Source organism: Xanthomonas sp. WCS2018Noco2-27, assembly GCF_031843525.1.
Lineage (GTDB): Bacteria > Pseudomonadota > Gammaproteobacteria > Xanthomonadales > Xanthomonadaceae > Xanthomonas.
Genome location: NZ_JAVTIK010000008.1, coordinates 62,641 through 86,864, shown reverse-complemented (window position 1 = coordinate 86,864; position 24,224 = coordinate 62,641). Strand labels below are relative to the sequence as shown.

The following is a 24,224-nucleotide window of genomic DNA, read 5'->3' as shown; positions in this document are numbered from 1 at the left end:
GCAGTGCGATCTTCGGCAAGCTGCTGCGCTCGAACACCCTCGCGAGGTCTTTGCGTTTTCTGCGCTCGACAACCGCGATGTGGCGCAGCATCTCCCACCTCACCTGCTCCCTGGCGCCATCCAGCCCGCCGCAGCGGTGCTGCTCGAACCAGGTTCGGCGAAGATAGCGCATCAGGCTGGTCGTCATCGGGATGTCCAATAGAACAACGCCCGTTGCACGCGCCAAACGCTGCGACAGGCACCCCAGGTAATTGCCATCCATCACCCACTGCTCTGCGGCAATAGCCGCATCGTGAAGCGCGAAGAAGTCCTGCCTGGGACGAGGTAGCCAGGCAGTGTTTGGGAAATGATGCAGCTGATCGAGATGCACGCATGCGCATCCGCGCTTGCGCGCAATCGCCTGCGCCAAGGTCGATTTACCGCTGTTGGACGGTCCGTGAATGCAGATTCGCGGCCCCAGATCGTCCAGCTTCATTTCGCCCCTCCTGATAGCGCTCGCGGCCAATCGCAGCGGCGAAGACTTGGCACGAACGTGCCGCACCGTCTCACTGCGTAGCGCAGCTGTCCAGATCGAAGAACTGCCGTGCAATCGCTTGCCGCTGGCCTGGCGCCGCTCGGTACCACAGCGCTTCACGTAAGTCGGGCAACAGGAAGTGCGCAGGCGCCGGCATGCCGGCGCGGGGAATCTCACTCAGGACACGGTAGGTCGCATCGGTGCCGATGTAGCCCACATCGCCCAAAGGGCGCGGCCCACCATCGGGATCGGGAGGCTGCCAACCCGGCACGGTCACATCGGTGGTGGACGCCAGGTGCTGGCTGTCATCGCTGCCGCCGCTCCAGGGCAAAAACCATGCATCCCCTCCGGTGCGCGACGAATGTAGCCGCAAGGCCACCTGCGCCGGCCAGTGCGGACCGCTGCCAACCGCCAAAAAGTTGGCTTGTACGTCGGCATCGTCGCGCAGCACGTAGCGTGCATTCTCGACTGCGCACGCGCCGACCGCCAAAGTCATCATCACGCCCAACATCGATCACGACTCCGCATTGTCCACGTTTACTTTCGTTTGATCGCAAACGCCACGAGGCCGCTGCATCGTGCCGGCGGCCTCGTGTCGCGCTGCGCATCATGCAGGCTGTGCCAACCGATCAATCGGCCAACCGCTCCCACAGGAAGCTATACGCCAGTGCCGACATATGCGCTGCCTGCGCGTTATTGGCCGCGCCGCCGTGGCCGCCTTCGATGTTCTCGTAGTAGGTCACGTCCTTGCCCGCCTCGATCATCTTGGCTGCCATCTTGCGTGCGTGGCCCGGGTGCACGCGGTCGTCTCGCGTGGAGGTCAGGAAGATCACGGGCGGGTAGGTCTTCTTCGGGTCGAACAGGTGATACGGCGAGAAGGTCTGGATGAATTTCCAGTCGTCGGTATCCGGGTTGCCGTATTCGGCCATCCACGAGGCGCCCGCCAACAGATGGCTATAGCGCTTCATGTCCAGCAGCGGCACCTGCACCACCACCGCACCGAACAGCTCCGGGTACTGGGTGAGCATGTTGCCGGTCATCAGGCCGCCGTTACTGCCGCCCTGCACACCCAGGTGCTTGGTGGAGGTGATCTTGCGCGCGACCAGATCCTTGGCCACTGCGGCCATGTCTTCGTAGGCCTTGTGGCGGTTCTGCTTGAGCGCGGCCTGGTGCCAGCGCGGGCCGTATTCGCCACCGCCGCGGATGTTGGCCACCACGTAGACGCCACCCTTGTCCAGCCAGGCGCGGCCCAATGCGCCGGAATAGTTCGGCGTCATCGAGATTTCAAACCCGCCGTAGCCATACAGCAGCGTCGGCGCGCTGCCATCGAGCTTGAGGTTCTTGGGGCGCACCAGGAAATACGGCACGCGGGTGCCGTCCTTGCTGGTGACAAAGTGCTGCTCGATGCTGTCCTTGCCGGCATCGAAAAACGCCGGCATGGTCTTGAGCGGCTGCGGAGCGCTGCCTACCTCGACCCAGGCCAGTGTGGTGGGCGTCAGGTAATCGGTGACGGTCAGCCACAGTGCGTCGCTGTCGTCGCTGTCCACGGCGCTGACATCGACCGTGCCGAATGCAGGCGCACCGACAAACGCACTCTTTTTCCAGCCGTCCTGCGCTGGGGTGATGACGCTGAGCCGATTCTTGACGTCTTCCAGCACGTTCAACACCAGGTGCGACTTGGTCCACGCCACGCCGGCCAGCGAGGTGGTGTCGGTGGGTTCGAACAGCACATCGAAGCTGCGCTTGCCGGCCATGAAATCGTCAAAACGCGTGGCCAGCAGCGAGCCGGCCGTGTAGGTCTTGCCACCCACCGTCCACGGCTCGCGCAATTCCAACGTCAGCCACTGCCGCTTGACCGACTTGCTGGCCGAGTTGGGCACATCCACCTTGACCAGCTTGCCGTCGGCGCCCTTGAGATACAGCTCGTCGTTGTAGAAGGCCAGCGTGCGGCTGACGAAATCGCGCTCGAACCCGGGGGTGTCATCGTGCATCGCCGCGATGTACATATCTGTCGGCTTGCCTTCGTAGACCACCGCAGCGGCGCTGAGCGGGGTGCCGCGCTTCCACTGCTTGGCAATGCGCGGGTAGCCCGAGCTGGTCATGCTGCCGGCACCGAAATCGGTGAAGACGTAGACGGTGTCCTGGTCGATCCAGCCCAGCCCACCCTTGGATTCGGGACGGAAGAAGCCATCCTTGACCCACTGCTTGCCGGCCAGATCGAACTCGCGGGTGACGTCGGCATCGGCGCCGCCGCGCGACAGCGCGATCAGGCAGCGCTGGTAGTCCGGGCGCAGGCAGTCGGCGCCGTGCCAGACCCAGTTCTCGCCCTCGGCCTTGTTAAGCGCATCCAGGTCCAGCACCGTCTCCCACTTGGGCGAGGCCTTGCGGTACTCGTCCAGCGTGGTGCGCCGCCACAGGCCGCGCTCGTGCTGCTTGTCCTTCCAGAAGTTGTAATAGAACTCACCGATCTTCTGCACGCCGGGAATCTTGGCGTCCGAGTCCAACACCTCGCGGATGCTGGTTTCCATCTGCTTGAAGGCCGGCGTAGTGGCCAGGCGCGCTTCGGTCTTGGCGTTCTGGGCCTTGACCCAGTCCAGCGGCTTGGCGCCGGTGACATCTTCCAGCCAGGCGTGGGGGTCGTTGGACACGGCGGTTTCCTCTGCAGAGACGGCGCCAGCGGTGATCAGGCCGGCAACCAGGCAGATCGAGGCGAACTTGGGCATGTATTTTTCCGGAAAAACCAATGCCGGAAAACCTACCACAGCCCTTTGCCCGGCCTCCCCTGCCGAAGGTCAGGCCGCCCGCGCCGGTGTCGCTGTCCGCGAAGCCACACGCCGACGCTGCGCCTGCGGACCACGCCGACGCGGCAAGGCCGGCCGCGCGCCCGGTCGGGTCAGCGTGGGCAGCGCGAAGCGGTGCAAGCTCCACCAGGCCAGCATCGGCATGCCCACCAGCCACAGCGGCAGCCAGCCGATCCACTCGCTGTGCCCACGCGCCGCCGGCCACACCAGCACCAGGGCAAGGCCAGCCAGGGCGATCTGCCGCACTGGGCGCAGCACCCGCAGATCGGGACGTTCGGAACGAGAAGAAGGACGATGCAACATGGCGGCACTCCGTGGCAGAAGGAATCAGGACAGGCCGGCAGAATTGCCTGTGTCCATCTCACCGATTGCGACCTGGCCGGCGAAAGGTTGAGCCGTGCGGGGTCCGGCGCTGCGGGATGTGCTTTGAGATTGGGGATTGGGGATTGGGGAGCGAGGGCTGAGAGTTAGCCGCGCCGGCGTTCAACCCTCTGCAATACCGCCTTGCGCCGCACCGGCCGCGCCAGACCAACGTCCGCCGCGCTCCGGCCAGCAACGATCTCCTGCCGATGACGCCGTCGACGACGCCAGACCGGACCGTTGACGCGAACTTGCCCCCTGCATGCGGTAGTGTGCTGCTCCTACTGCCCCTTTGTGATGTTGCGATGCGCCTGACCGTTACGATCGCCCTCGCTTTTCTGCTCGTCCTTGGCCTGCCTGTGGCACACGCCAAGGACACATCCACCGCCGAGCCGGCGATCGATCTGTCAAAGATCATGGGCACCTGGTACGTGATTGCGCGCATGCCCAATCCGGTCGAGCGCGGGCACGTGACCAGCCGCGACGAGTACACCCTGGACGAAGACGGCAAGGTGACGGTGCGCTATCTGTATCGCGATGGTTTCGGCGAACCGGAAAAGGAAGTAAGCGCGCGCGCGTCGGTGGATGCGGAAAGCGGCAACCGCGACTGGCGAGTGTGGTTCTACAAGGTGATCCCGGCCAAGCAGCGCATCCTGGAAATCGCACCGGATGGCTCGTGGATGCTGATTTCCTACCCGGGCCGCGATCTGGCCTGGATCTTCTCGCGCAAGCCGGACATGAGCCGCGAGCAGTACCGCACGCTGGTCAATAAGATGCGCGACGATTACTCCATCTACACCGACAAAATCAAGCGCGTGCCGCAGCTGCGCGAACAGGTGGATCGCCTGGGGTTTGAGGTGCCGAATAAGCGTTAGGCATCTGGAAGCCCCCCATGCGAGTCTTCGCATCCTGCATGTCATGCCAGCAAGAGCTCGGACATCCCAGTTTCGAGCCAATCTTTGCGCCCTACTACGAGGACAGGCTAGCGCCCATCAGATGCTCTCGTGGGCACGATTCAATGCTAATGCTTCAGAGCCTCAAGTTTGAGGTGTTGCTTGAGTCTGGTGCTACCGCACTGGCGGCAGGTTTCACGCTGGAAGCAGCCGCGAGCTTCTCTGCAGCTTTAGAGCGATTCTTTGAGTTCTGCACGCGGACGATGCTTATCCATCAAGGGCTGCCAGCATCAGACATAGAAGCGGTATTTTCAGAGATGTCTCGCCAGTCTGAACGTCAGCTGGGTGCCTTTCTCACGATGCATCGTCTTGTACTTGGCACAGCCTACTCGCCGAGCAAGAAGATAGTTGAGTTTCGCAATGCCGTGATTCACAAAGGCAAGATTCCTACGCCCACCGAAGTAGACGACTTCTGTACCAAGGTTTACGCGGAGGTGCTACGCACTACAAAAGCACTCAAGGACCGCTGCGGCGCCGCAATTCAATCTGTTGTTTCAGAAGACATGAGCGCGCGGGCGTCTAAGCTTCCGCCCGGCACGAAGGTAGCCACGATGGCTGGTGGCTCTTTCTTCTCGCTAGTCTCAGATACTCATCCACCCGACTTCAAGTCTGCGTTTGAAGCCCACAAGAAGTGGACTGAGCTCCTTGCGCAGGCGCTACCGCACATGGAGCTACTCAACAAGTCGCTCCCGCCGCGCCCCGCAGATGCCTAACCCCCTCCATCGAGAAGACCCGCCCCAGCAAGCCGGAGCGAGCTTCTCATGTCAAACGTTAGGCGTGTGGCTTCTTCTTCGGCACGACGCCGCCGCTTGCACCAACCAATCCGCCAGCTGACACTTGGCAGGTCTCCTCATCGGACGGTCGACGTGGCAAGCTCTGCATCGGACGCAGCACAAGACAATCAGCCTGCTGGCTATCTTCGTTGGGCCGTCTCGGCCTAACCAGTCAATCAAGCCGACGCGCCTGCGGCACGCGGCTTTTTTCCAGCGTTAGCCACTACGAAGCCATGGGATACGAGGTCCACATTACCCGCAAAGAAAACTGGTTCGACGAGGGGCCTGATATTGCCTTTGAGGAATGGCTTGAGTTTGTTCGGTCTGACTCAGGAATGCGCCTGGATGGTCACGCTGAAGCAACAGTTGGCGAAGGGGCTGTTCTGAGAATGGAAGATCCAAGCATGTCTGTGTGGGTCGGATACTCCAAACACGGGCAACAAGGGAATATGGCTTGGCTTTGGCATAACCGCGGCAACGTCATAGCAAAGAACCCGGATGAAGAGATTCTTAGAAAAATGAGCCTCATCGCCACGCAACTTTCTGCCAAAGTTCAGGGTGATGAAGGCGAGTTTTATGGGGAAGATGGCAACCCCATTAGTGAAGAGGCTTCAAACCACTCCAACGCAAGTTCAAAGCCATGGTGGCGGTTTTGGTAGTCACCGTGGCGAATAACTCGGTCGAGAGGGCCATTTTGCAAGCTGCGCTTGTAGATTCCCTACCCCGCCTCGCGGCTCCGGCCGCACCTTGCGTCAACGTTAGCGTCTAAGTGAAGCATCCTGCACCCGCACAACAAGAGATCGCTGAGCTTGAGGCAACGATTGGTTATCCGTTGCCACTTGAGCTCGTTGAGCTATATGCCGAACGTGGCAATGGAGGCTTCGGATCAGACTATGGGCTGCTCGGTCTGGGATCTGGGCACGTCACGGATCAAGGTGACACTGCGCTGAGCCTCTACCGCATCTTCAGTCAGTCAGACCCAGAAGATCCAGGATGGGCTTGGCCCAAGCACCTGCTTCCCATCCTCCACGTTGGCTGCGCCATCTACTACTGCATAGACTTGGCTACACACGGCAATCCCGTCGTTCAATTTGACCCCAATGGGTACGGGCCGGAGGACGATTGGGAGGGTGCGTTTTCGGTGGTGTTCCCAAAACTGGAGTCTTGGCTGGGCGGGCTCTAACAATTCATTCAAGCCGACGCCGCTTCGCGGGTCGGCTTAATTCAGGCGTTAGGCGTGATGGACCGCATCCACACGCACAACGACCCAACGGTCTACCAAGCTCAGTCGTAATTGCTCAGCGCCAGAGACAGCAGTGCCTTGGTCTGCTCGCGCAGAGAGACGGGTTCGACGATTTCCGCGTCCGAGCCGTAGTGCAGCACGTCCATCAGTAGCTCGCGCGAATTGCTGTATGGCAATTTGAGCTCGTAGCGGCCGTCGGGCAGAAAGCGGCCCTGCTGCTTGGAGTGCCAGTGTTCGTCGGCTACCCAGCGCGCGGCCTTGGCGCTGAACACGATGGTCGCCCAGCCCTTGGGCGCGCCCGAAAAGATGCCGTAGCTGGCGGCCAGTTGCTCATCCAGCTCGCTGTCGGGCACATCGCGCGGGGCGGTATCGAGCAGGCGCGCATGGTTGATGCGGTCCACCGCAAAGCTGCGCACGCCATCGCGGCCATGGTCCCAGGCATCCAGGTACCAGTTGTCGCGGTAGTGGGTGATGCGCTGCGGGGACACAGTGCGCTTGGTCGATTCGTCGGTAGAACGCGCGCGGTAATCGAAGCTCAGTTGCTTGCGCTCCAGCACACCGGAGGCCACGGTGCGGAAGCTGGCTTCGTCCAGCTTGCGGCCGCGATGCGGGATCACCCGCACCCGGTCCACCGGCCATTGCGAAACGCCGGCCTGCGCCGCCAGCAGCCCTTCGATGCGCTGCTGCAACGGCGCCAGCATCGAGGACAACACCCCGCCGCCGGTACGCGCGAGCAATTGTTGGGACGCCAGCAGGGCATGCAGTTCTTCCGAACTCAGCCACAGGCCGGGCAGCTCGAAGCGATCGCTTTCGCCGGACAGATAGCGAAAGCCCGATTCGCCGTCGCCTTCCACCGGCGCCATCAGCGCGTCGCGCAGAAACGCCAGGTCGCGATACACGGTGGCGCGGGAGCAGCTCAGCTCATCCTGCAGCCGCGCCACCGTGACCGGGTAGCGCGCTGACTTGAGCAGGCGATGCAGGGAGTTGATGCGTTCATAGCGGTCCATGCCCCGATTATGTCCGGTTCTTCGTGCCGCGGGGTGAGCGTCGCTATGCACTCCCGTGCAGAACAAGTCCCTTCCGCGTTGGTCGGGTTGCGCTGGTTGCGAAGACGCCGCGCGCCAGGCCTGCGCGGTGCCCGCGACCGGACGCGACAGCACACTACTCAGGTGCCAGCGCCGGAACCGCCAATGAAGCGCGGCATTCACTTGGTTATGACGTGCCGCACAGTCCGTTATCATGAAATCGCTTTCACCCTCCCGCCCTGCCCTCAAGCGAGCTGCCCATGTCCCGCCGTGCCCCGTTGTCTGCCCTGCTGCCGTTGTTATTGATCACGCCTGCCGTCTGGGCCCAGGCAGTTGCACCGACGCCAGTGGACCCTGCAGCTGCGCTGATGCCCTCCCCTTGGGGCGGCAGTAGCGGCGAGCTGGGCTACGCTGCTGCCCACGGCAACAGCACCACCGATAGCCTCAATGGTCGCGTGCGCCTGCGCTACACCGACGGCGACTGGATCCACAGCCTGGATGCCACCGCGCTGCGTTCGAGCTCGGAGTACACCAATACCAACGACGACGGCAGTACCGAACGCGAGCGCCAGACCACCGCCGAGCGTTACACCGGCAGCGCCGGCAGCGCGTTGCAGTTGGGCGAGCACCGCCAGCTCACCGCCACCGGCCGCTACGAGCACGACGACTTCGCCACCTACGATCGGCTGGCCACCTTCGGTATCGGTTACGGCACGCGCCTGATCAACGCCGACCGGTTCTATCTGGACGCGCAGGTCGGCCCGGGTATCCGGCGCGCGCACAACAGCGACGAAGACCGCAACGAGACTGGCTTGATCGGGCGCGGCCTGTTCGACCTCAAGTACACGGTCACCGACAACACCGATCTGATCAACACGCTGCTGGTGGAATCGGGCGAATACAACACCTACGCGCAGAACGATTTCGGGGTGCAGGTGAGCATGAACTCGCACTTCGCGTTGAAGGCCGCCTGGCAGATGCGTCACAACAGCGATGTCAGCGACGGCGACAAGAAGACCGACACGCTGACCACGGTAAATCTGGTTTACACGTTCAAGTAAGCGATTGGGCGGTTGTGGGGCGGGTTTGGTAGCGGGGGCGGGTTATCGGTAATGCGCTCGCGGCCGGGGCCGCTCCTACAGTGAGGTGGCGGCTGCCGGCGATTACGCAATTGCGTTCTCGTAGGAGCGGACCTGGCCGCGACGGGGCTTCCCCGGTAATGCCCTCGCGGCCTAGGCCGCTCCTACGATGCGGCGGCTGCCGGCGATTACGCAATTGCGCTCTCGTAGGAGCGGACCTGGCCGCGACAGGGATTCACCGGTAATGCCCTCGCGGCCTGGGCCGCTCCTACAGTGAGGGGAGCGGCTGCCGGCGATTACGCAATTGCGCTCTCTTAGGAGCGGACCTGGCCGCGACAGGGCTTTCCCGGTAACGCCCTCGCGGCCGGGGCCGCTCCTACGGTGCGGCGGCGGAGGTGCGGCGGCGGATCGGCGTTACAGCTCGGCCAATAGCTGTGCGGCGCCTTTGTCAAACAGGCCTTGCGCGACGCGGCGACCTAATTCTTCGGTGTCGTCGGGGCTGCCGTGCGCATCGGCATGGATCAGGCGGCCATCGCTGGCGCTGCCGACCATGCCCTGCAGGTACAGCCCCTCGCCTTCCCAGGTGGCGAACGCGGCCACCGGTACGTGGCAGCTGCCGTGCAGCGCGCGATTCATCGCCCGCTCGGCTTCCACGCAGACGCGGGTGGCGGGCGCATCCAGCACGGCCAGCAACGCGTGGATGCGCGTATCGTCGCCGCGGCATTCCACCGCTACCGCGCCCTGTGCCGGTGCCGGCAACCACTCCGGCGCGTCCAGCCGCGCACTGATGCGCGCGTCAAAACCCAGCCGCTGCAGGCCGGCGCAGGCCAGCACGATGGCGTCGTAGCCGCCGTTGTCGAGTTTGGCCAGACGCGTGTTGACGTTGCCGCGCAGGTCGATCAGCTCCAGATCCGGGCGCGCGGCACGCAACTGCGCCTGACGCCGCAACGACGAGGTGCCCACCCGCGCGCCCAGCGGCAACGCCTGCAGGCTGGCGTAGAGATTGGACACCAGCGCATCGGCCGGGTCGCCGCGGCCCAGGATCGCCGGCAGCACGAACGGATCGTCCAGTTCCATCGGCACGTCCTTGAGCGAATGCACCGCGCAATCGGCCTCGCCGCGCAGCATGGCCAGCTCTAGTTCCTTCAGAAACAGGCCCTTGCCGCCGATTGCCGCCAGCGAGCGGTCCAGCACTTCGTCGCCGCGAGTGCTCATCGGCACCAGCACGACCTCCAGGCCGGGATGGTGCTGGCGCAGCACGGCGGCGACGTGTTCGCTCTGCCAAAGGGCGAGCGGGCTCTTACGGGTAGCGATGCGGAGCGTGGTCATCCGGCCATTATCGCGGACCGGACCGGTAACTCATACATGACGCAGTTGATCGCGCAGGCTGGCCACGCAGCGCCGGCTCACTTCCAGGGTCTGCGGCACGTTGCGCAGCACGGCGTGCACCTGTCCATCGCCGCTGCGGCGCAGCTCCACCAGCTCGTCGCGGGCGACCAGGCAATTGCGATGGATGCGCACCAGGCGGTCGGCGAATTCATCTTCCAGCGATTTCAGCGACTCTTCGATCAAGTCCTCGCCACGGGTGTGGTGGACGATGACGTACTTCTCTTCGGCCTGCAGATAGCGGATATCGCCGATGGCGATCAGCCGCAAACTGCCACGCAGGCGCGCGCACAGATGGGTGCGCAATGGCCGCGGTGCGGCGCCGGGTGCGCGCCCGGCCAGGAACGTGGCCACTTTTTCCAATGCGGCGGCCAGGCGTTCCGGGCGCACCGGTTTCATCAGGTAATCCAGCGCGGCGGCGTCAAACGCCGACAAGGCATGCTGGTCGTAGGCGGTGCAGAACACCACCGCCGGTGGCGGCTGGCTCTGGCGTAGCAGCCGCGCGGTTTCCAGGCCGTCGACGCCGGGCATGGCGATGTCCAGCAACACCAGATCCGGGTGCAGGTGTTCGCACTGCTGCAGCACCTGCTGGCCGTTTTCGGCCTCGCCGATCACCTCGACCTGCGGATGCTCGCCCAGCAGCATGCGCAGGCGCTCGCGCGCCAGTGGCTCGTCATCAGCGATCAGCACCCGCACTTGCGTGGCCGTCATGGACATCCCCCTCGCTGCAGTAACTCCCCGTCACGGCAGCGGCAATGTGATCTCGCAGGCATAGTAGCCTTCAGCCCAGCTGGCCGCCATCCGTGCCCCGGCACCGAACTGAAACGCCAGCCGGTGCGAGATGCTGGCTTGCGCATGCCCGGCCCCGGCAAGCAGCGGCAACTGGGTTCCCGGTTGCGGGGCCGGGTTGACGATGCGGATCTGCAACTGGCTGCCGCGCTGACGCAGCGACAGATACAGCGTGCCGCCCTCGGGCATCCGCGAGACCCCGTGCAGCACCGCGTTTTCGACCAGCGGCTGCAGCACCAGGCGTGGCATCGGCAGCTCCCACGGCAATGGCTCCTGGCGGTGCCAGCGCACCTGCAGGCGCTCGCCCAGGCGCAAGGACTCAATGGCCAGATAGCGCTCGGCCAGTTCGCATTCGGCGCGCAAGGTGGACAGGCCTTCGCCGGCGCCGAGCGCTGCGCGAAACAGATCCGACAGATCCAGCACCGCCTGCTCGGCCACCACCGGGTCGCGCCGCAGCAGGCTGGCAATCAGATTCATGCTGTTGAACAGAAAGTGCGGGCGGATGCGTGCCTGCAAGGCATCGGCCTCGGCACGCGCGTTGGCCTGCACCTGCGCTTCCCAGCGGTCGCTGACGTAGAAATAGCGCAGCGCCAGCGCGGTGATCAGCACCACCGTAGCCGCACTGCCCAGGGTGAAGCGCCAGAAGCCGACCAATGGGCCAAGCGGCGCCTGCTCCAGTACGGCATACAGCGCGTGCACGATGCCGGCGCCCAGCATCGCCACCAGCGCGGCGATCAGCAGCGCGGCCAGCCCACCCAGCTTGGGCGGCAATCGCGACAGCCCCGGCCGCAGCACGCACAGCAACACGGTGACCGCCAGCGCCAGCCATAACGCCAGGCCGCTGGCCGAGACGAAGCGCGACAAGGTAAGGCTGCGCGCGGCGCCGGCGTCGGGCACCAGGGTCACCACCAGCACCACCAGCTCGGCCAAGCCCAGCATCGCGCCCAATCGCGGTAGCCGGCACAGGTCCGGCATCCAGGTGATCTGCGGGGCGCCGGTGGCCATGGGCTCAGGCGGCGGTGAAGCGCGCCTGCATCCAGTTGCGCAGCGCTTCGATTTCTTCCAGACAGACCTGATGGCCCATCGGGTAGGTCTGCCATTCCAGGGCGAAGCCGAGCGTGCGCAGGGCCTGCATGCTGGCCTGGCCGGCAGCGAACGGCACCACCGGGTCGGCGCTGCCATGCGCCATGAACACCGGTTGGTGGATGGCAGCCGGCTGCAACTGGCTGGCGGCCGCTGCCGGGTCCGGCAGGTAGGTCGACAGCGCGATCAACCCGGCCAGCGGCACGCTGCGCTGCAGGCCCACGGCCAATGTCACCGCGCCGCCTTGCGAGAAGCCGGCCAGCAGGATGCGCTCGGGCGGCGTGCCACGCGCCTGCTCATGGGCGATCAAGGCTTCGACCTGGGCGACCGATTCGGCGATGCCGACCTTGTCGGCACGGCTGGCGAAATCCATGCCGACGATGTCGTACCAGCCGCGCATGCGCACGCCGTTGTTGATGGTGATCGGGCGGATCGGCGCATGCGGGAACACAAAGCGCAGCGCCGGCCACTTCGGGCGCACCAATTCCGGAACCATCGGCGCGAAGTCGCTGCCATCGGCGCCCAGGCCGTGCAACCACAGCACGGTCCACTGCGGGTTGGGTCCGGTCTCGCGTTCGATCACTTCCAGCATCATCCAGCTCCGCTTGGGGGCCGGGCATTATGCCTTGCGCACCGGCCCTGCCCCGATCACGTGGGCTCGAACGCGCCGGTCACCCGGATCGCGTGCGGCGATTTACCGTCGCGCAGTGGCCATGTGCTGCGCGCGGGTCGCGCCCTTCGTCAATGCAGACGCTGCCGGTGTAGCACCGGTAACGGCGACACGGCGTGGCCGGCACAGCACGCTGGGTCCAATCGGCCCAGCAGGCCCAGCCGCTCAGATCAGCGAAGGTTCTAGCGCGGCGGCGCGGCGCAGTTCGGACGCACGCACCAGTACCTTGGGCGGGTCGAGCTCTTCGGGGATACAGAAAATACCGGCACGGCGTAGCGCCAGACCGCTGCGACGCAGCGAGGTCAGCGCCACCACCGGGATCGACACCGCCATGCCCACGATCACCGGCCCCATCCAGGCAGCCAGCGACGGCGAGACGGTGTACGCCACCGCGCCCATGAACAGGCCGAACACGGTCAGCCCGCCGTAGCTGCGCAACAGCGCCGGCCACGACAGCTTGCCGTCGTCGCGCACCTGCGCATCCCAACCGGAATCCTTGCCGGCCAGCACTTCGAACACGCCGCGCGACTGCAGGTACATCACCACCGGCGCCATCAGCGCGGCCAGCACGGTTTCCAGGAGGATGCTAAGCAGCGCGCGAATGGCGCCACCGCAGGCCTTCATCTCGCGCGGGTTGAGCAGCAACGCGATATAGCCCAGCAGCTTGGGCGCCAGCAGCACGAACATGGTGCAGATGAAGATCCAGATCGCATTGCCCTGGCTGCTGCCATGCCAGTAGCGCGCAGGCGAGAACGGCAGGTCACCGGCCAGGTCGATGCCGCCGCCGGCCAGCGGAATCCCGATGCCGATCAGCATCAGCAAGCCCCACATCGGCGCGGTGAAGTAATGGCCGATGCCGATCAGCATGTGCATGCGGCTGATCCAGTGCAGGCCCTTGGCGCTCACCACCTTGGCGTGCTGCAGGTTGCCCTGGCACCAGCGGCGGTCGCGGATCAACAGGTCGGTAAGCGTGGGCGGGCCTTCTTCGTAGCTGCCCTGCAGGTACGGCACCATGTGCATGGCCCAGCCGCCGCGGCGCATCAGCGCCGCTTCCACAAAGTCGTGGCTGAGCACGTGCCCGCCGAACGGCTTGCGCCCGCGCAGCGACGGCAGGCCGGCGTGATCGGCGAACGCCTGGGTGCGGATGATGGCGTTATGGCCCCAGTAATTGCTTTCGGCGCCATGCCACCAGGCCACGCCGAAGGCGATGATCGGCCCATACACGCGGCCGCCGAACTGCTGCATGCGCGCAAACAGCGTCTGCCCGTTGACCACGGCCGGCAGGGTCTGGATCAGGCCCACGTCCGGGTTGTTTTCCATGCCGGCGACCAGCCGCACGATGGTGTCGCCGGTCATCACGCTGTCGGCGTCCAGGATCAGCATCTGCGGGTAGCTGCCGCCGAAGCGGCGCACCCAGTCGGCCACATTGCCGGCCTTGCGCGCGGCATTGTCGGCGCGGCGGCGGTAGAAGATGCGGCCATGCCCGTCGACGCGGTCGCACAGCTCGTTGTAGACCAGTTCTTCGGCACGCCCGATGTGATCGCGGGTGGTGTCGCTGAGCACGAAGAAGTCGAAGTGCTCCAGCTGACCGGTTTCGGCCACCGATTCGTAGATGGCCTGCAGGCCGGCCAGCAGGCGGCGCGGGTCTTCGTTGTAGGTGGGCATCAGCAGCGCGGTACGCGAGCGCAGCGTGGGCAGCGGTTGTTCTGGGTCGATGCCGAGCTTGCGCCCGGCGCGCGCCACCACGGTGATGAAACCGGCCACGGCGCTGGCAAAGGACATCGCGATCCACGCGAACAGCAGCACGAACAGGCCAAGCAGGCAGCCTTCCAGCACGCTGACGCCGTCGGGCCACAGCACGCTGAGCATCACCCACACCGCGATGGAGGTAGTGACGAAGGTGCCGCCGATCAAATAGAAACGGCGCACGCCGATGCCGACCGGCGAGGTACGCTGATGGCGCACCTGCAGGCTGCCTTCGCGCAGGCTCTGTTCGGGCATCGCCAACGGCGCTTCCGGTGGCAGCGTGGGCTGGCCGGCGTCGAGGGCGGATAGGGGGGGGATTGCAGTTGGTGCGGGGGGAAGGGTCACGGTGCCGTCCATCAAGGCTGCCCGTCGCACGCGTGCGACAGTGCGGTCTGCAGCGGGAGATCCATCCCCGCCACGCGTAGCGAGCGTACAAAGCGCGTCGCACAGGCAAGGTGCCCGGCGGCGTGCGACCAGGTCGCGGTATTGGCAGCTATGAAACCACTCCGATGCACAAACTCTCCTGGCGGCGACGCAACGTCGCGGCTCATCCTAAAGAATCGACCGTTAAAGGAAACGAAGGCCATCGTGCAGTCTTCGCCCCTCCCGACGAAGACCGCGCGGCAGACTACGCGGTAACGACCGAACGCAACCCCAACAGATTGCAGCCTGGCGCGCGTGCTGTCACGGCCTGCAAATCACGCAATGACCGCTATCGATGCAAGCGTTGTGCCATCCGTGGCACACAGCAGTGCAACCGGTTGCAGGATGTCGGGCGTGCCGGAAACGCGATGACGCGGACTATCGAAGCGACGTGCTGCGCAGATCATGCCGCGTGGCGCGATCTCGCGTTGAGCTGCATGGCATAGGCACGGCGGTTGTTCGGCCGCTCTTGCGGTTTGCGCTGGAGCCATGACGCGCAGTGCGCTGCGACGATGCTGCGTATCCAATCTCGCGCTGCGCTGCGGCCTGCCCCACGCCAGGTATCGCGTGCGACAAATTCACCGCAGCGCGGCCTTCTGCGTGCCGCGTGAAAGACGGCTGAGACAAGGATGGGAGCGGCGATGCTTGGTCGCACGCTCCTGCCCTGCCGCGTCAACATGGCTTACTTGCGCGCGGCCTCGCTGGCATCACGGGTGGCGCGGAATTCCGAGTCGCTGCTCCAGTTCGGCCACTGGCGCGAATCTGCCAACTGCTGGCCCAGCGTGTACAGCACGCCGAGATCGCGCGCGGCACCGGCGAAGGTCCAATCCGGCTTCCACTCATCGCCTTGCTGGTGATAGCGCTTGGCGGTGTAGTCGTCCGATGCCGCCTTGCCTGCGGCAATGCCGCCCACTTCCCAATCCTGCCCGGCCGCATACGACAGCGCCGGCACACCGCGCTTGGCGAAGGAGAAATGATCGGAGCGGAAGAAATAGCCGGCCTGCGGCTTGGGGTCGGGCGTGTAGCGCAGCTTGGATTGTGCCGCCACGGTCTTGAGCTGATCGAGCAACTCGAGTTTTGCGGTGCCATAGATGCCGAAATCGCGCGAAGGCACGAACGGGTTCATGCCGTCCATGTTGATCACCGCCACCGTGGTGTCCAGCGGATACAGCGGTTTGGAGGCGTAGAACTCCGAGCCCAGCAAGCCCTTTTCTTCGGCAGTGACGGCCAGAAACACAACCGAGCGCTCCGGCTTGGGTCCGCTGGCAAACCCGCGTGCCAGTTCCAGCAACGCCGCGGTGCCGCTGGCGTTATCCAGCGCGCCGTTGAAGATGGTGTCGCCACGCGCGTCCGGCTTGCCCACGCCGATATGGTCCCAATGCGCGCTGTAGATCAGCGTCTCGTCGGGGCGTTTGCTGCCTTCCAGGCGCGCGACCACGTTGTGCGAGGTGATCACGTCGGACTTGACCTGGTAGCTGGCGCTCAGGCCCTGGCCCTTGAGCTCGACCGGCTTGAAACCGCGGGTCTGCGCCTGCTTCTTCAACGCATCGAAATCCAGCCCGGCGCGCTTGAACATCGCGGTGGCCAGATCGCGCTGGATCCAGCCTTCCACGGTGGGATGCGCGGCGCGCGGGTTGTCGCGCACCACATCGAACATGGTGTTGGTGTTGGAGCTGGCCACGGTGTCCCAGCCATAGGAGGCCGGCGCGGTTTCGTGCACCACCAGCACGCCGAGCGCGCCCTGCCGTGCGCCCTCTTCGTACTTGTAGGTCCAGCGGCCGTAATAGGTCATGCCGGCGCCATCGAAGGCGCCCTTGCCGGTTTCGAAGTCGGGGTCGTTGATCAGTACCACCGCGATCTTGCCCTTCAGATCCACGCCCTTGAAGTCGTCCCAATCGCGCTCCGGCGCCTTGACGCCATAGCCGACGAACACCAGTGGTGCGTTGGCGATGTCGACCTTGGACGAACCATCCAGCGCGGCGCGGATAGCGATCTCCTTGCCTTGCGTCAGCGCCTGCAGCTTGCCGGCATTGGCCAGCGCAAGCGTCGGTGCACCGACGATATCGGCGCGGCGCAACGGCACCGCCTGGGTCCACAGGCGCTTGCCATCTTTGAGATCGCCGCCAGGCTGCAGGCCCGCGTCGGCAAATTGCTTGCTCAGATAGGCGATGGTTTTTTCTTCGCCGGCAGTGGCCGGGCCGCGGCCTTCGTAGGCATCGGAGGCCAGCTCCTTGACGTCGCGCGAGATGCGGGCGCCATCGAACGTCGGCGCCTGCGCCATCACTGCGGTCGAGACCGCCATTGCCAAGAGTCCCACGGCAAGTCGCTTCATTGCATACCCCAGATATCAGACAGCCCTGGAGTGTAGCCACCCGCGAGTGCAAGCGGCGGCATGTCGCGGGATTGGCGCCTGCGATGGCCGCGCGGCGCCGGACCGCCTGTCGGCACGCCTGCACGCGGTAGGGCTAGGGCGATACGCGCGCTTAAAACAGGTCCACGCTGCCGGTCTGTTGCATGGTCTGCAGCAATTGCCCGCTGGCGATCAGCTCGGCGTACACCACGGCGCGATTGCGGCCGTGCTGCTTGGCCCAGTACAGCGCCTTGTCCGCTTCGTCCAGCTGCTGGCTGATCAGGCGCCCATGCGTCAGCTCCACGATGCCGGTGCTGAGCGTGACCTGCCCGACCTGCGGGAACACATGCTCGGCAACGGCAAGCCGAAACCGCTCGAAGAGGCTGATCGCAACATCGCGCTCCACGCCACGCAGCACGATCACGAATTCTTCGCCGCCGAAGCGGAACAGCAGATCGTCCTGACGGAACGCGCGCTGCATCAATTGCGCGACCAGCAATAGCACTTCGTCGCCATACAGATGACCGAACGTGTCGTTGACACGCTTGAAATGATCGATATCCACGATGCCCAGCCAGACGCTTTCGTTTGCCGGCGTCTCTGCCCCGCCTGCGAACAGCCGCAGGATCACATCGTCGAAGGTCTTGCGGTTGCGCAGGCCGGTCAAGGCGTCGCGCTGCGCGTCGTCGAGCAGGCTGCGGTAATTCTGGAAGAAGCGTGCAAAGCCCTGCAGCATCGCCTGTTCGGCGGCACCGGGCGCGCGTGCACCGCCCACCCGCAGGCAGGTGCGGATACCGCGCGCTTCCATCATCGGATAGACCAATAGCGCCTGGCCATTCTGGTGCAGGTGCACCACATCGCCGGGGCCATGCACGTCGACCAGCTGGGCGCGCATCTGCGCATCCTTGAGCTCAGCCACCGTCAACGACAAGCGGCCGTCGTCGTGCAGGCGGGTTTCGGCCATGGTGCGGCCATCCGGGGCGATGCGCAGCAGCGACAGCTCTTCGGCGGTGCAGAGCTCGCGCATGGTGCGCAACAGGCTCAGATCGAGCAGATCGGCATCGCGGATGGCGGTCATATCCACCATCCGTTCCAGCAACGGCGTGGCGCTCATTGGCGGCTCGGCCGGTACGCAGATGCAGACGCAGGCCCGCCTTGCCGGACACGGCGGGCTGGCGGACAACTGGAGTGGCAATGCGCAGGCTTCACGACAACGACCGGCAATCAGGATGCCGGTTCATCGGCGCCCCAGCCGCAAACTTGAGGTCGGCGGCCGCCAAGGCTCAGCGCGCGGCCAGCCGCCGCTGGTCAGCGGACACGCCCGCCCGCGACACCGCTGGGGACGGCTGCCCTGGAATGCTTAAGGCAACGCGGATTCCAGCGCGTCTTCGCCGAGCGCATGCCGCTGCATCAGCCGGCGGCTGCCGGCATTCAGGCCCTTGACCTGCACGTCCAGGTCGTGATGCCGCAGCCGCTGCACCACTTTGTCCAACGCCGCCACGGCGGTGATGTCCCAGAAATGCGCGCGGCTCACGTCGATCACCACGCCGCGGCCAGGCACCTCGCGCGCGTCGAAGGCGTCGATGAACACATCGGCCGAGGCGAAGAACACCTGCCCGCGCACGTTGTAGGTGCGCACGCCATCTGCGCCATCGCTATGCGCGATCTGCAGCAGCCCGGCCACCTTGAAGGTAAAGAACACCCCGCTCAGCACCACGCCCACTGCCACGCCGGCAGCCAGATTGTGGGTGGCCAGAGTCACCGCCACGGTGGCCAACATCACCACGCTGGAGGTACGCGGGTGGGTGACCACGGTGCGCAGCGAACGCCAGTCGAAGGTCTCGGCCGACACCATCACCATGATCGCCACCAATGCCACCACCGGCACCTGCGATACCCACGGCTTGAGCAACACCATCAGGATCAGCAAGAACACGCCGGCGAACAACGTCGACAGCCGGCCACGGCCGCCGTACTTCACGTTGCCAACGGTCTGGCCGATCATGCCGCAGCCAGCAATGCCGCCGAACAGGCTGGCGGCGGTGTTGGCGATGCCCAGCCCGGTGCACTCGCGGTTCTTGTTGCTGGGGGTATCGGTGAGTTCGTCGACCACCCGCGCGGTCATCATCGATTCGAGCAGACCCACCATGGCGATGGCCAACGCCGGCAACGCGATGATGCGCAGCGTCTCCAACGTCATCGGCACGGCCGGCCATTGCAGGAACGGCAGCGCATTGGGCAGCCTGCCCAGATCGGCCACGGTCTTCAGCGGCAGGTGCAGGGCGCTGCCGGCGATGGTCAGCAGCAGGATGCACAACAGCGGCGAGGGAATCGCCGACAGGCCGGGCACGCGCAAGCGCGGCAGCCCGTAGATGATCGCCAGGCCCACACCGAGCATCACCCAGCTGGTGAGGTTGGCGCCCAGCAGATGCGGCAGCTGTGCGGCGAAGATCAGCACCGCCAGCGCATTGACGAAGCCGGTGCGCACCGAGCTGCTGACAAAACGCATCAGCACGCCCAAGCGCAGCAGCCCGAACAGGATTTGCACCGCGCCGGCCAGCAGCCCGGCCGCCAACAGATACGGCAGCCCGTGCGCCGCCACCAGCGGTGCGGCCACCAACGCCACCGATCCGGCCGCGGCAGAAATCATCGCCGGGCGTCCACCGCAAAATGCAATCACGATGCCGATAACGAAGGACGCGAACAGGCCGACTTGCGGGTCGACGCCCGCCACGAAGGCGAACGCAATCACTTCGGGAATCAGGGCAAATGTTGCGACCGCACCGGCCATCAGTTCGCGCGCAGGTGAAGCGCGCCATTGCGCCAGTTCGGCACGCAGGAAAGACATTGGGGGACACTCCGGGGACAAAAAGGACAGCCTGCGGACAGCGCGCAGCGACGATAGTGTGCGGGAAAGCGACCGCGCCCGCAGCCCACCTGTGATCTGTGCGCCAATGCGCTTTTCTGTGGCTGCGATCACGCCGCGCGACGCGGACGCAGACCAAGATGCCCCCCTCACCGCGCTCGGGTGTCGAGTTCGGTTATCTAGGGAGATCACCATGTCCATTTTCAGGACCGCAAGTACGCTCGCACTGGCCACCGCGCTGGCCTTGGCCGCCGCCCCGGCGTTCAGCTATTCCATCAGCAACAACCGGGTTGTCGACGACAGCGGCAAGGTGGTGCAGCTCAAGGGCGTCAACGTGTTTGGCTTCGAAACCGGCAACCATGTCATGCATGGCCTGTGGGCGCGCAACTGGAAAGAGATGATCAATCAGATGCAGGGCCTGGGCTTCAATGCCGTGCGCCTGCCGTTTTGCCCGGCCACGCTGCGCAGCGACACCATGCCGAGCAGCATCGATTACAGCCGCAACGCCGACCTGCAGGGCCTGACCTCGCTGCAGATCCTCGACAAGGTGATCAACGAATTCAACGCGCGCGGCATGTACGTGCTGCTGGATCACCACACCCCCGATTGCGCCGGCATTTCCGAGCTCTGGTACACCGGCTCCTACACCGAAGCGCAGTGGCTGGCCGATCTGCGCTTTGTGGCCAACCGCTACAAGAACGTGCCGTACGTGCTCGGCCTGGATCTGAAGAACGAGCCGCACGGCGCCGCCACCTGGGGTACCGGCAATGCTGCTACCGACTGGAACAAGGCCGCCGAGCGCGGTTCGGCCGCCGTGCTGGCAGTGGCGCCGAAGTGGATCATCGCGGTGGAAGGCATCACCGATAACCCGGTGTGCTCGACCAACGGCGGCATCTACTGGGGTGGCAACCTGCAGCCGCTGGCCTGCACCCCGTTGAACATTCCGGCCAACCGTCTGCTGCTGGCACCGCATGTGTACGGCCCGGACGTCTATGTGCAGTCGTACTTCAACGACAGCAACTTCCCCAACAACATGCCGGCTATCTGGGACCGTCACTTCGGCCAGTTTGCCGGCAAGTACGCGCTGCTGCTGGGCGAGTTCGGCGGCAAGTACGGCGAAGGCGATGCGCGCGACAAGGTGTGGCAGGACGCGCTGGTGAAGTACCTGCGCAGCAAGGGCATCAACGAAGGCTTCTACTGGTCGTGGAACCCCAACAGCGGCGATACCGGCGGCATCCTGCGCGACGACTGGACCACGGTGCGTCAGGACAAGATGACGCTGCTGCGCACCTTGTGGGGCACCGTGGGCAGCACAACGCCTACCCCGACGCCGACGCCGACGCCCACACCAACCCCAACCCCAACGCCTACTCCGACACCCACTCCGACACCCACGCCAACCCCGGGCACCGGCACCTTCAGCACCAAGGTCATCGTGGACAGCAGCTGGAGCGGCGGCGGGTGCAACCGCGTGCAGGTCACCAACACCGGTACCGCCAGCGGCACCTGGTCGGTGACGGTGCCGGTGACCGGCACGGTCAACAACGCCTGGAATGTGGTGTGGTCGCAGAGCGGCAGCACCCTGCGCGCAAGCGGTGTGGATTTCAACCGCACGCTGGCCGCCGGTGCAACGGCCGAGTTCGGCTTCTGCGCAGCAAGCTGATGTGAAAGGCGGCCGCGCGTTGCGTGGCCGCCGTCGTATCGCGCGACCGTCCGCCTGGATATTCAGGAGATGGCGATACGCCGCGACATGTCGACCAAGCAAGTTGAGCGATGTGTCGTGCCTGCGATCTGTCTAAAGACAGCAGGCCGTTGGTAGGAGCGCAACTGGGCGCGATGAGGCCTTATCGGTAACGCCGCATCGCGCACAGGTGCGCTCCTAACATTGCATGGGCGCTGCGGTTTTTATAAGCAGACGCTGCCGCAATCAGTATTCAACCCGCATGTGAATCAGCCGTTATCCATGACATAGCGCCCTGCGCGGCGCGTTCTGGATGCTGTTGCCATGCCCGTTGTCTCCCTGTTGCGTCGCCATGTTGCCAATCTCCCGCTGACCCGCAAGTTCGTCCTGTTGTGCACACTGTTGACGGTGGGCGTGATCCTGCTGGCCGTTGCCGCGGCGCGTCTGCAATATCTGGATCTGGTCGAGGCGCGCAAACTCAGCGTCAGGACCGAGGTCGAGATGGGCCTCACGGTGATGCAGCATTACGCCGACAAGGTCAAAGCCGGCGAGCTCAACGTCGATCAGGCAAAAGAAGCGGCACGCACGACGCTGGCCGACATGCGCACCAACGATGGCGTGGATTACTTTTTTATCGTCGACCCGCAGATGCGCATCCTGATGCATCCCAAGCGCCCGGTCGGCACCGACATGTCCGATTACAAGAGCGATGCCGGGCAGTACGTGTATCGCGATATCAAGACCGCTATCGACAGCGGCGATGGCTTCAGCTATTACGACGCGCCCAAGCCGGGCAAGAAAGAACAGCTGCCCAAGATCAGCTATGCCAAGACGTTTCCGGCCTGGAACTGGGTGCTGGTGATGGGCGTGTACGCCGAAGACATCCAGGTGCAGGCTTGGGGCTTTACGCGGACGCTGACCTTGATCGGCGGCGCTCTGGTGGCGATGGTGATCGGCCTGTGCTGGTTGATCGCCTCGGCGATGGCCGCACCGTTACGCGCCGCCTCACGCACGGCCGAGGCGATTGCCTCCGGCCGCTTCGACAACGACATCCGGGTGGAATCGCGCGATGAAACCGGGCAGTTGATGCACAGCATGCAGCAGATGCAGAACCAGCTGCAGCGCTTCAACGGCGAGATGCAGACCATGATCCGCCTGCAGCAAGGCGAGAACATCGCGCACCGCATCCCGGAGGATTTCCCCGGCGATTACGGCAGCCTGGCGCATGGCGTGAACACGGTGGTGTTCGAACATCTGGACGCCATCAACGAGGCGATGGATGTCATGAGCGAATACGGCCGCGGCGATCTGCGCCGCGACATGCGCCGCCTGCCCGGCCAGCGCGCGGCATTGCATGAAGCGCTGGATACGGTGAAGAGCAATCTGTCGGCGATCAACAGCGACATCGCGCGTCTGGCCGATGCCGCCGCGCGTGGCGATTTTTCCGCACGCGGCGAGCAGTCGCGCTATCAGTTTGCGTTTGCGGAAATGGTGCAGGCCCTGAACCGGCTGATGCAGCAGGCCGATGCCGGTCTGGACGATGTCGGCCGCATCATGGCCGCCATTGCCGACGGCGATCTGTCGCAGCGGGTGGAATCCCATTACGAAGGTGCCTTTGGCCGCCTGGCCGATGCCGCCAACCGCACCGCGATCCAGCTCACCAGCATCGTGCAGGGCATCCAGCATTCGGCCGAGATGATCAATACCGCGGCCGGTGAAATCGCCAGCGGCAACACCGACCTGTCCACGCGTACCGAACATCAGGCCGCAAACCTGGAAGAAACCGCCGCATCGATGGAAGAATTGACCTCTACCGTGCGCCAGAATGCAGACAACGCGCGCCAGGCCAATCAACTGGTCAAAGGCACCGGCGATGTCGCCGAAAGCGGTGGCCGCGTGGTGCAGCAAGTGGTCACCACCATGCAGGCGATCACGCAATCGTCGGCACGCATTTCCGACATCATCGGCGTCATCGATGGCATCGCCTTCCAGACCAATATCCTGGCCTTGAATGCGGCAGTGGAAGCGGCGCGCGCCGGCGAACAAGGCCGCGGCTTTGCGGTGGTCGCAACCGAGGTCCGTGCATTGGCGCAGCGCTCGGCCGGTGCGGCCAAGGAAATCAAACAGCTGATTTCCGACTCGGTGGAAAAGGTGGAGCAAGGCTCGGCGCTGGTGCAGCAGGCCGGCAGCACCATGACCGAGGTGGTCAGTTCGGTGAAGCGCGTGACCGAGATCATGTCCGAGATCACCGCCGCCAGCACCGAGCAGAGCGCCGGGATCGAACAGGTCAGCACCACGGTGATGCAGCTGGATGAGATGACCCAGCAGAACGCGGCGCTGGTGGAAGAAGCCACTGCGGCGGCGCGCAGCCTGGAAGATCAGGCAGCGGATCTGACGCGCGCGGTGGCCGTGTTCCAACTGGCACCGGCGCAGCCTGCGTCGATGCAGCGCCACGGCGTCGGGCAAGCAGCGTAGCAAGCGA

The 24,224-nt window shown here is 64.8% G+C and carries 19 protein-coding genes and 1 pseudogene; 7 read left to right on the top strand and 13 right to left on the bottom strand.

Annotated elements, in window-relative coordinates; genetic code table 11:
- Positions 1-133 precede the first annotated feature (133 nt).
- The 4 genes and pseudogenes from RQH86_RS14280 to RQH86_RS14265 all read right to left on the bottom strand — a co-directional run.
- Positions 134-409 (bottom strand): annotated as a pseudogene (locus RQH86_RS14280) (AAA family ATPase); the annotation flags it as partial.
- Between the two features lie 136 nt (positions 410-545).
- Positions 546-1,013, bottom strand: a complete 468-nt coding sequence (locus tag RQH86_RS14275; RefSeq protein WP_311239681.1) for a hypothetical protein — start codon at positions 1,011-1,013, stop codon at positions 546-548.
- A gap of 130 nt (positions 1,014-1,143) precedes the next feature.
- Positions 1,144-3,237: a prolyl oligopeptidase family serine peptidase gene (locus tag RQH86_RS14270; protein WP_115527003.1), complete on the bottom strand. Its 2,094-nt coding sequence runs from the start codon at positions 3,235-3,237 to the stop codon at positions 1,144-1,146.
- Positions 3,238-3,306: 69 nt separating this feature from the next.
- Positions 3,307-3,618 carry a hypothetical protein gene (locus RQH86_RS14265; protein ID WP_311239664.1) on the bottom strand — a complete coding sequence of 104 codons (312 nt, stop codon included), beginning with the start codon at positions 3,616-3,618 and terminating at the stop codon, positions 3,307-3,309.
- Between the two features lie 362 nt (positions 3,619-3,980).
- On the opposite strand from RQH86_RS14265, the gene RQH86_RS14260 reads away from it, so the two are divergent.
- From RQH86_RS14260 to RQH86_RS14245, 4 genes are all read left to right on the top strand, one after another.
- Positions 3,981-4,550: a lipocalin family protein gene (locus RQH86_RS14260; protein WP_104617564.1), complete on the top strand. Its 570-nt coding sequence runs from the start codon at positions 3,981-3,983 to the stop codon at positions 4,548-4,550.
- A 149-nt stretch (positions 4,551-4,699) separates the two neighbouring features.
- Complete coding sequence (locus tag RQH86_RS14255; RefSeq protein WP_311239665.1) at positions 4,700-5,341, top strand: hypothetical protein; 642 nt, start codon at positions 4,700-4,702, stop codon at positions 5,339-5,341.
- A gap of 209 nt (positions 5,342-5,550) precedes the next feature.
- Positions 5,551-6,060, top strand: a complete 510-nt coding sequence (locus tag RQH86_RS14250; protein WP_311239666.1) for a hypothetical protein — start codon at positions 5,551-5,553, stop codon at positions 6,058-6,060.
- A 110-nt stretch (positions 6,061-6,170) separates the two neighbouring features.
- A complete protein-coding gene (locus tag RQH86_RS14245) occupies positions 6,171-6,584 on the top strand; it encodes an SMI1/KNR4 family protein (RefSeq protein WP_115527000.1) in 414 nt (137 codons plus the stop codon).
- Positions 6,585-6,685: 101 nt separating this feature from the next.
- On the opposite strand, the gene RQH86_RS14240 is transcribed toward RQH86_RS14245, so the two are convergent.
- On the bottom strand, positions 6,686-7,651 hold the full coding sequence (locus RQH86_RS14240; RefSeq protein WP_104617524.1) for a YafY family protein: 966 nt from the start codon (positions 7,649-7,651) through the stop codon (positions 6,686-6,688).
- Between the two features lie 278 nt (positions 7,652-7,929).
- Here RQH86_RS14240 and RQH86_RS14235 point away from each other — a divergent pair, with 278 nt between their 5' ends.
- Positions 7,930-8,730 carry a DUF481 domain-containing protein gene (locus RQH86_RS14235; protein WP_055850532.1) on the top strand — a complete coding sequence of 267 codons (801 nt, stop codon included), beginning with the start codon at positions 7,930-7,932 and terminating at the stop codon, positions 8,728-8,730.
- A gap of 432 nt (positions 8,731-9,162) precedes the next feature.
- Here RQH86_RS14235 and hemC read toward each other — a convergent pair whose 3' ends face one another.
- The 8 genes from hemC to RQH86_RS14195 all read right to left on the bottom strand — a co-directional run bounded on the left by hemC (position 9,163) and on the right by RQH86_RS14195 (position 20,043).
- Positions 9,163-10,077 (bottom strand): hydroxymethylbilane synthase, encoded by a 915-nt coding sequence (gene hemC / locus RQH86_RS14230; RefSeq protein WP_311239667.1) that lies wholly within the window; start codon positions 10,075-10,077, stop codon positions 9,163-9,165.
- Positions 10,078-10,107: 30 nt separating this feature from the next.
- Entirely contained in the window at positions 10,108-10,845 is a 738-nt protein-coding gene (locus RQH86_RS14225) for a LytTR family DNA-binding domain-containing protein (protein ID WP_055851383.1), read from the bottom strand.
- Between the two features lie 30 nt (positions 10,846-10,875).
- Positions 10,876-11,928: a histidine kinase gene (locus RQH86_RS14220; RefSeq protein WP_055850527.1), complete on the bottom strand. Its 1,053-nt coding sequence runs from the start codon at positions 11,926-11,928 to the stop codon at positions 10,876-10,878.
- Between the two features lie 4 nt (positions 11,929-11,932).
- On the bottom strand, positions 11,933-12,601 hold the full coding sequence (locus tag RQH86_RS14215) for an alpha/beta hydrolase (protein WP_311239668.1): 669 nt from the start codon (positions 12,599-12,601) through the stop codon (positions 11,933-11,935).
- A gap of 240 nt (positions 12,602-12,841) precedes the next feature.
- Entirely contained in the window at positions 12,842-14,779 is a 1,938-nt protein-coding gene (gene mdoH, locus RQH86_RS14210) for a glucans biosynthesis glucosyltransferase MdoH (protein WP_055850522.1), read from the bottom strand.
- A gap of 748 nt (positions 14,780-15,527) precedes the next feature.
- On the bottom strand, positions 15,528-17,177 hold the full coding sequence (locus RQH86_RS14205) for a M28 family metallopeptidase (RefSeq protein WP_055850516.1): 1,650 nt from the start codon (positions 17,175-17,177) through the stop codon (positions 15,528-15,530).
- 151 nt (positions 17,178-17,328) lie between these two features.
- Entirely contained in the window at positions 17,329-18,309 is a 981-nt protein-coding gene (locus RQH86_RS14200) for a GGDEF domain-containing protein (RefSeq protein ID WP_161964605.1), read from the bottom strand.
- A 246-nt stretch (positions 18,310-18,555) separates the two neighbouring features.
- On the bottom strand, positions 18,556-20,043 hold the full coding sequence (locus RQH86_RS14195; RefSeq protein WP_115552872.1) for a SulP family inorganic anion transporter: 1,488 nt from the start codon (positions 20,041-20,043) through the stop codon (positions 18,556-18,558).
- A 211-nt stretch (positions 20,044-20,254) separates the two neighbouring features.
- Between RQH86_RS14195 and RQH86_RS14190 the strand changes: the two genes are divergently transcribed.
- Together RQH86_RS14190 and RQH86_RS14185 are read left to right on the top strand one after the other, a co-directional pair.
- On the top strand, positions 20,255-21,724 hold the full coding sequence (locus RQH86_RS14190; protein ID WP_311239669.1) for a cellulase family glycosylhydrolase: 1,470 nt from the start codon (positions 20,255-20,257) through the stop codon (positions 21,722-21,724).
- 360 nt (positions 21,725-22,084) lie between these two features.
- Positions 22,085-24,217, top strand: coding sequence for a methyl-accepting chemotaxis protein (locus tag RQH86_RS14185; RefSeq protein ID WP_311239682.1), 2,133 nt, complete (start codon positions 22,085-22,087; stop codon positions 24,215-24,217).
- The last annotated feature ends 7 nt before the right edge of the window (positions 24,218-24,224 follow it).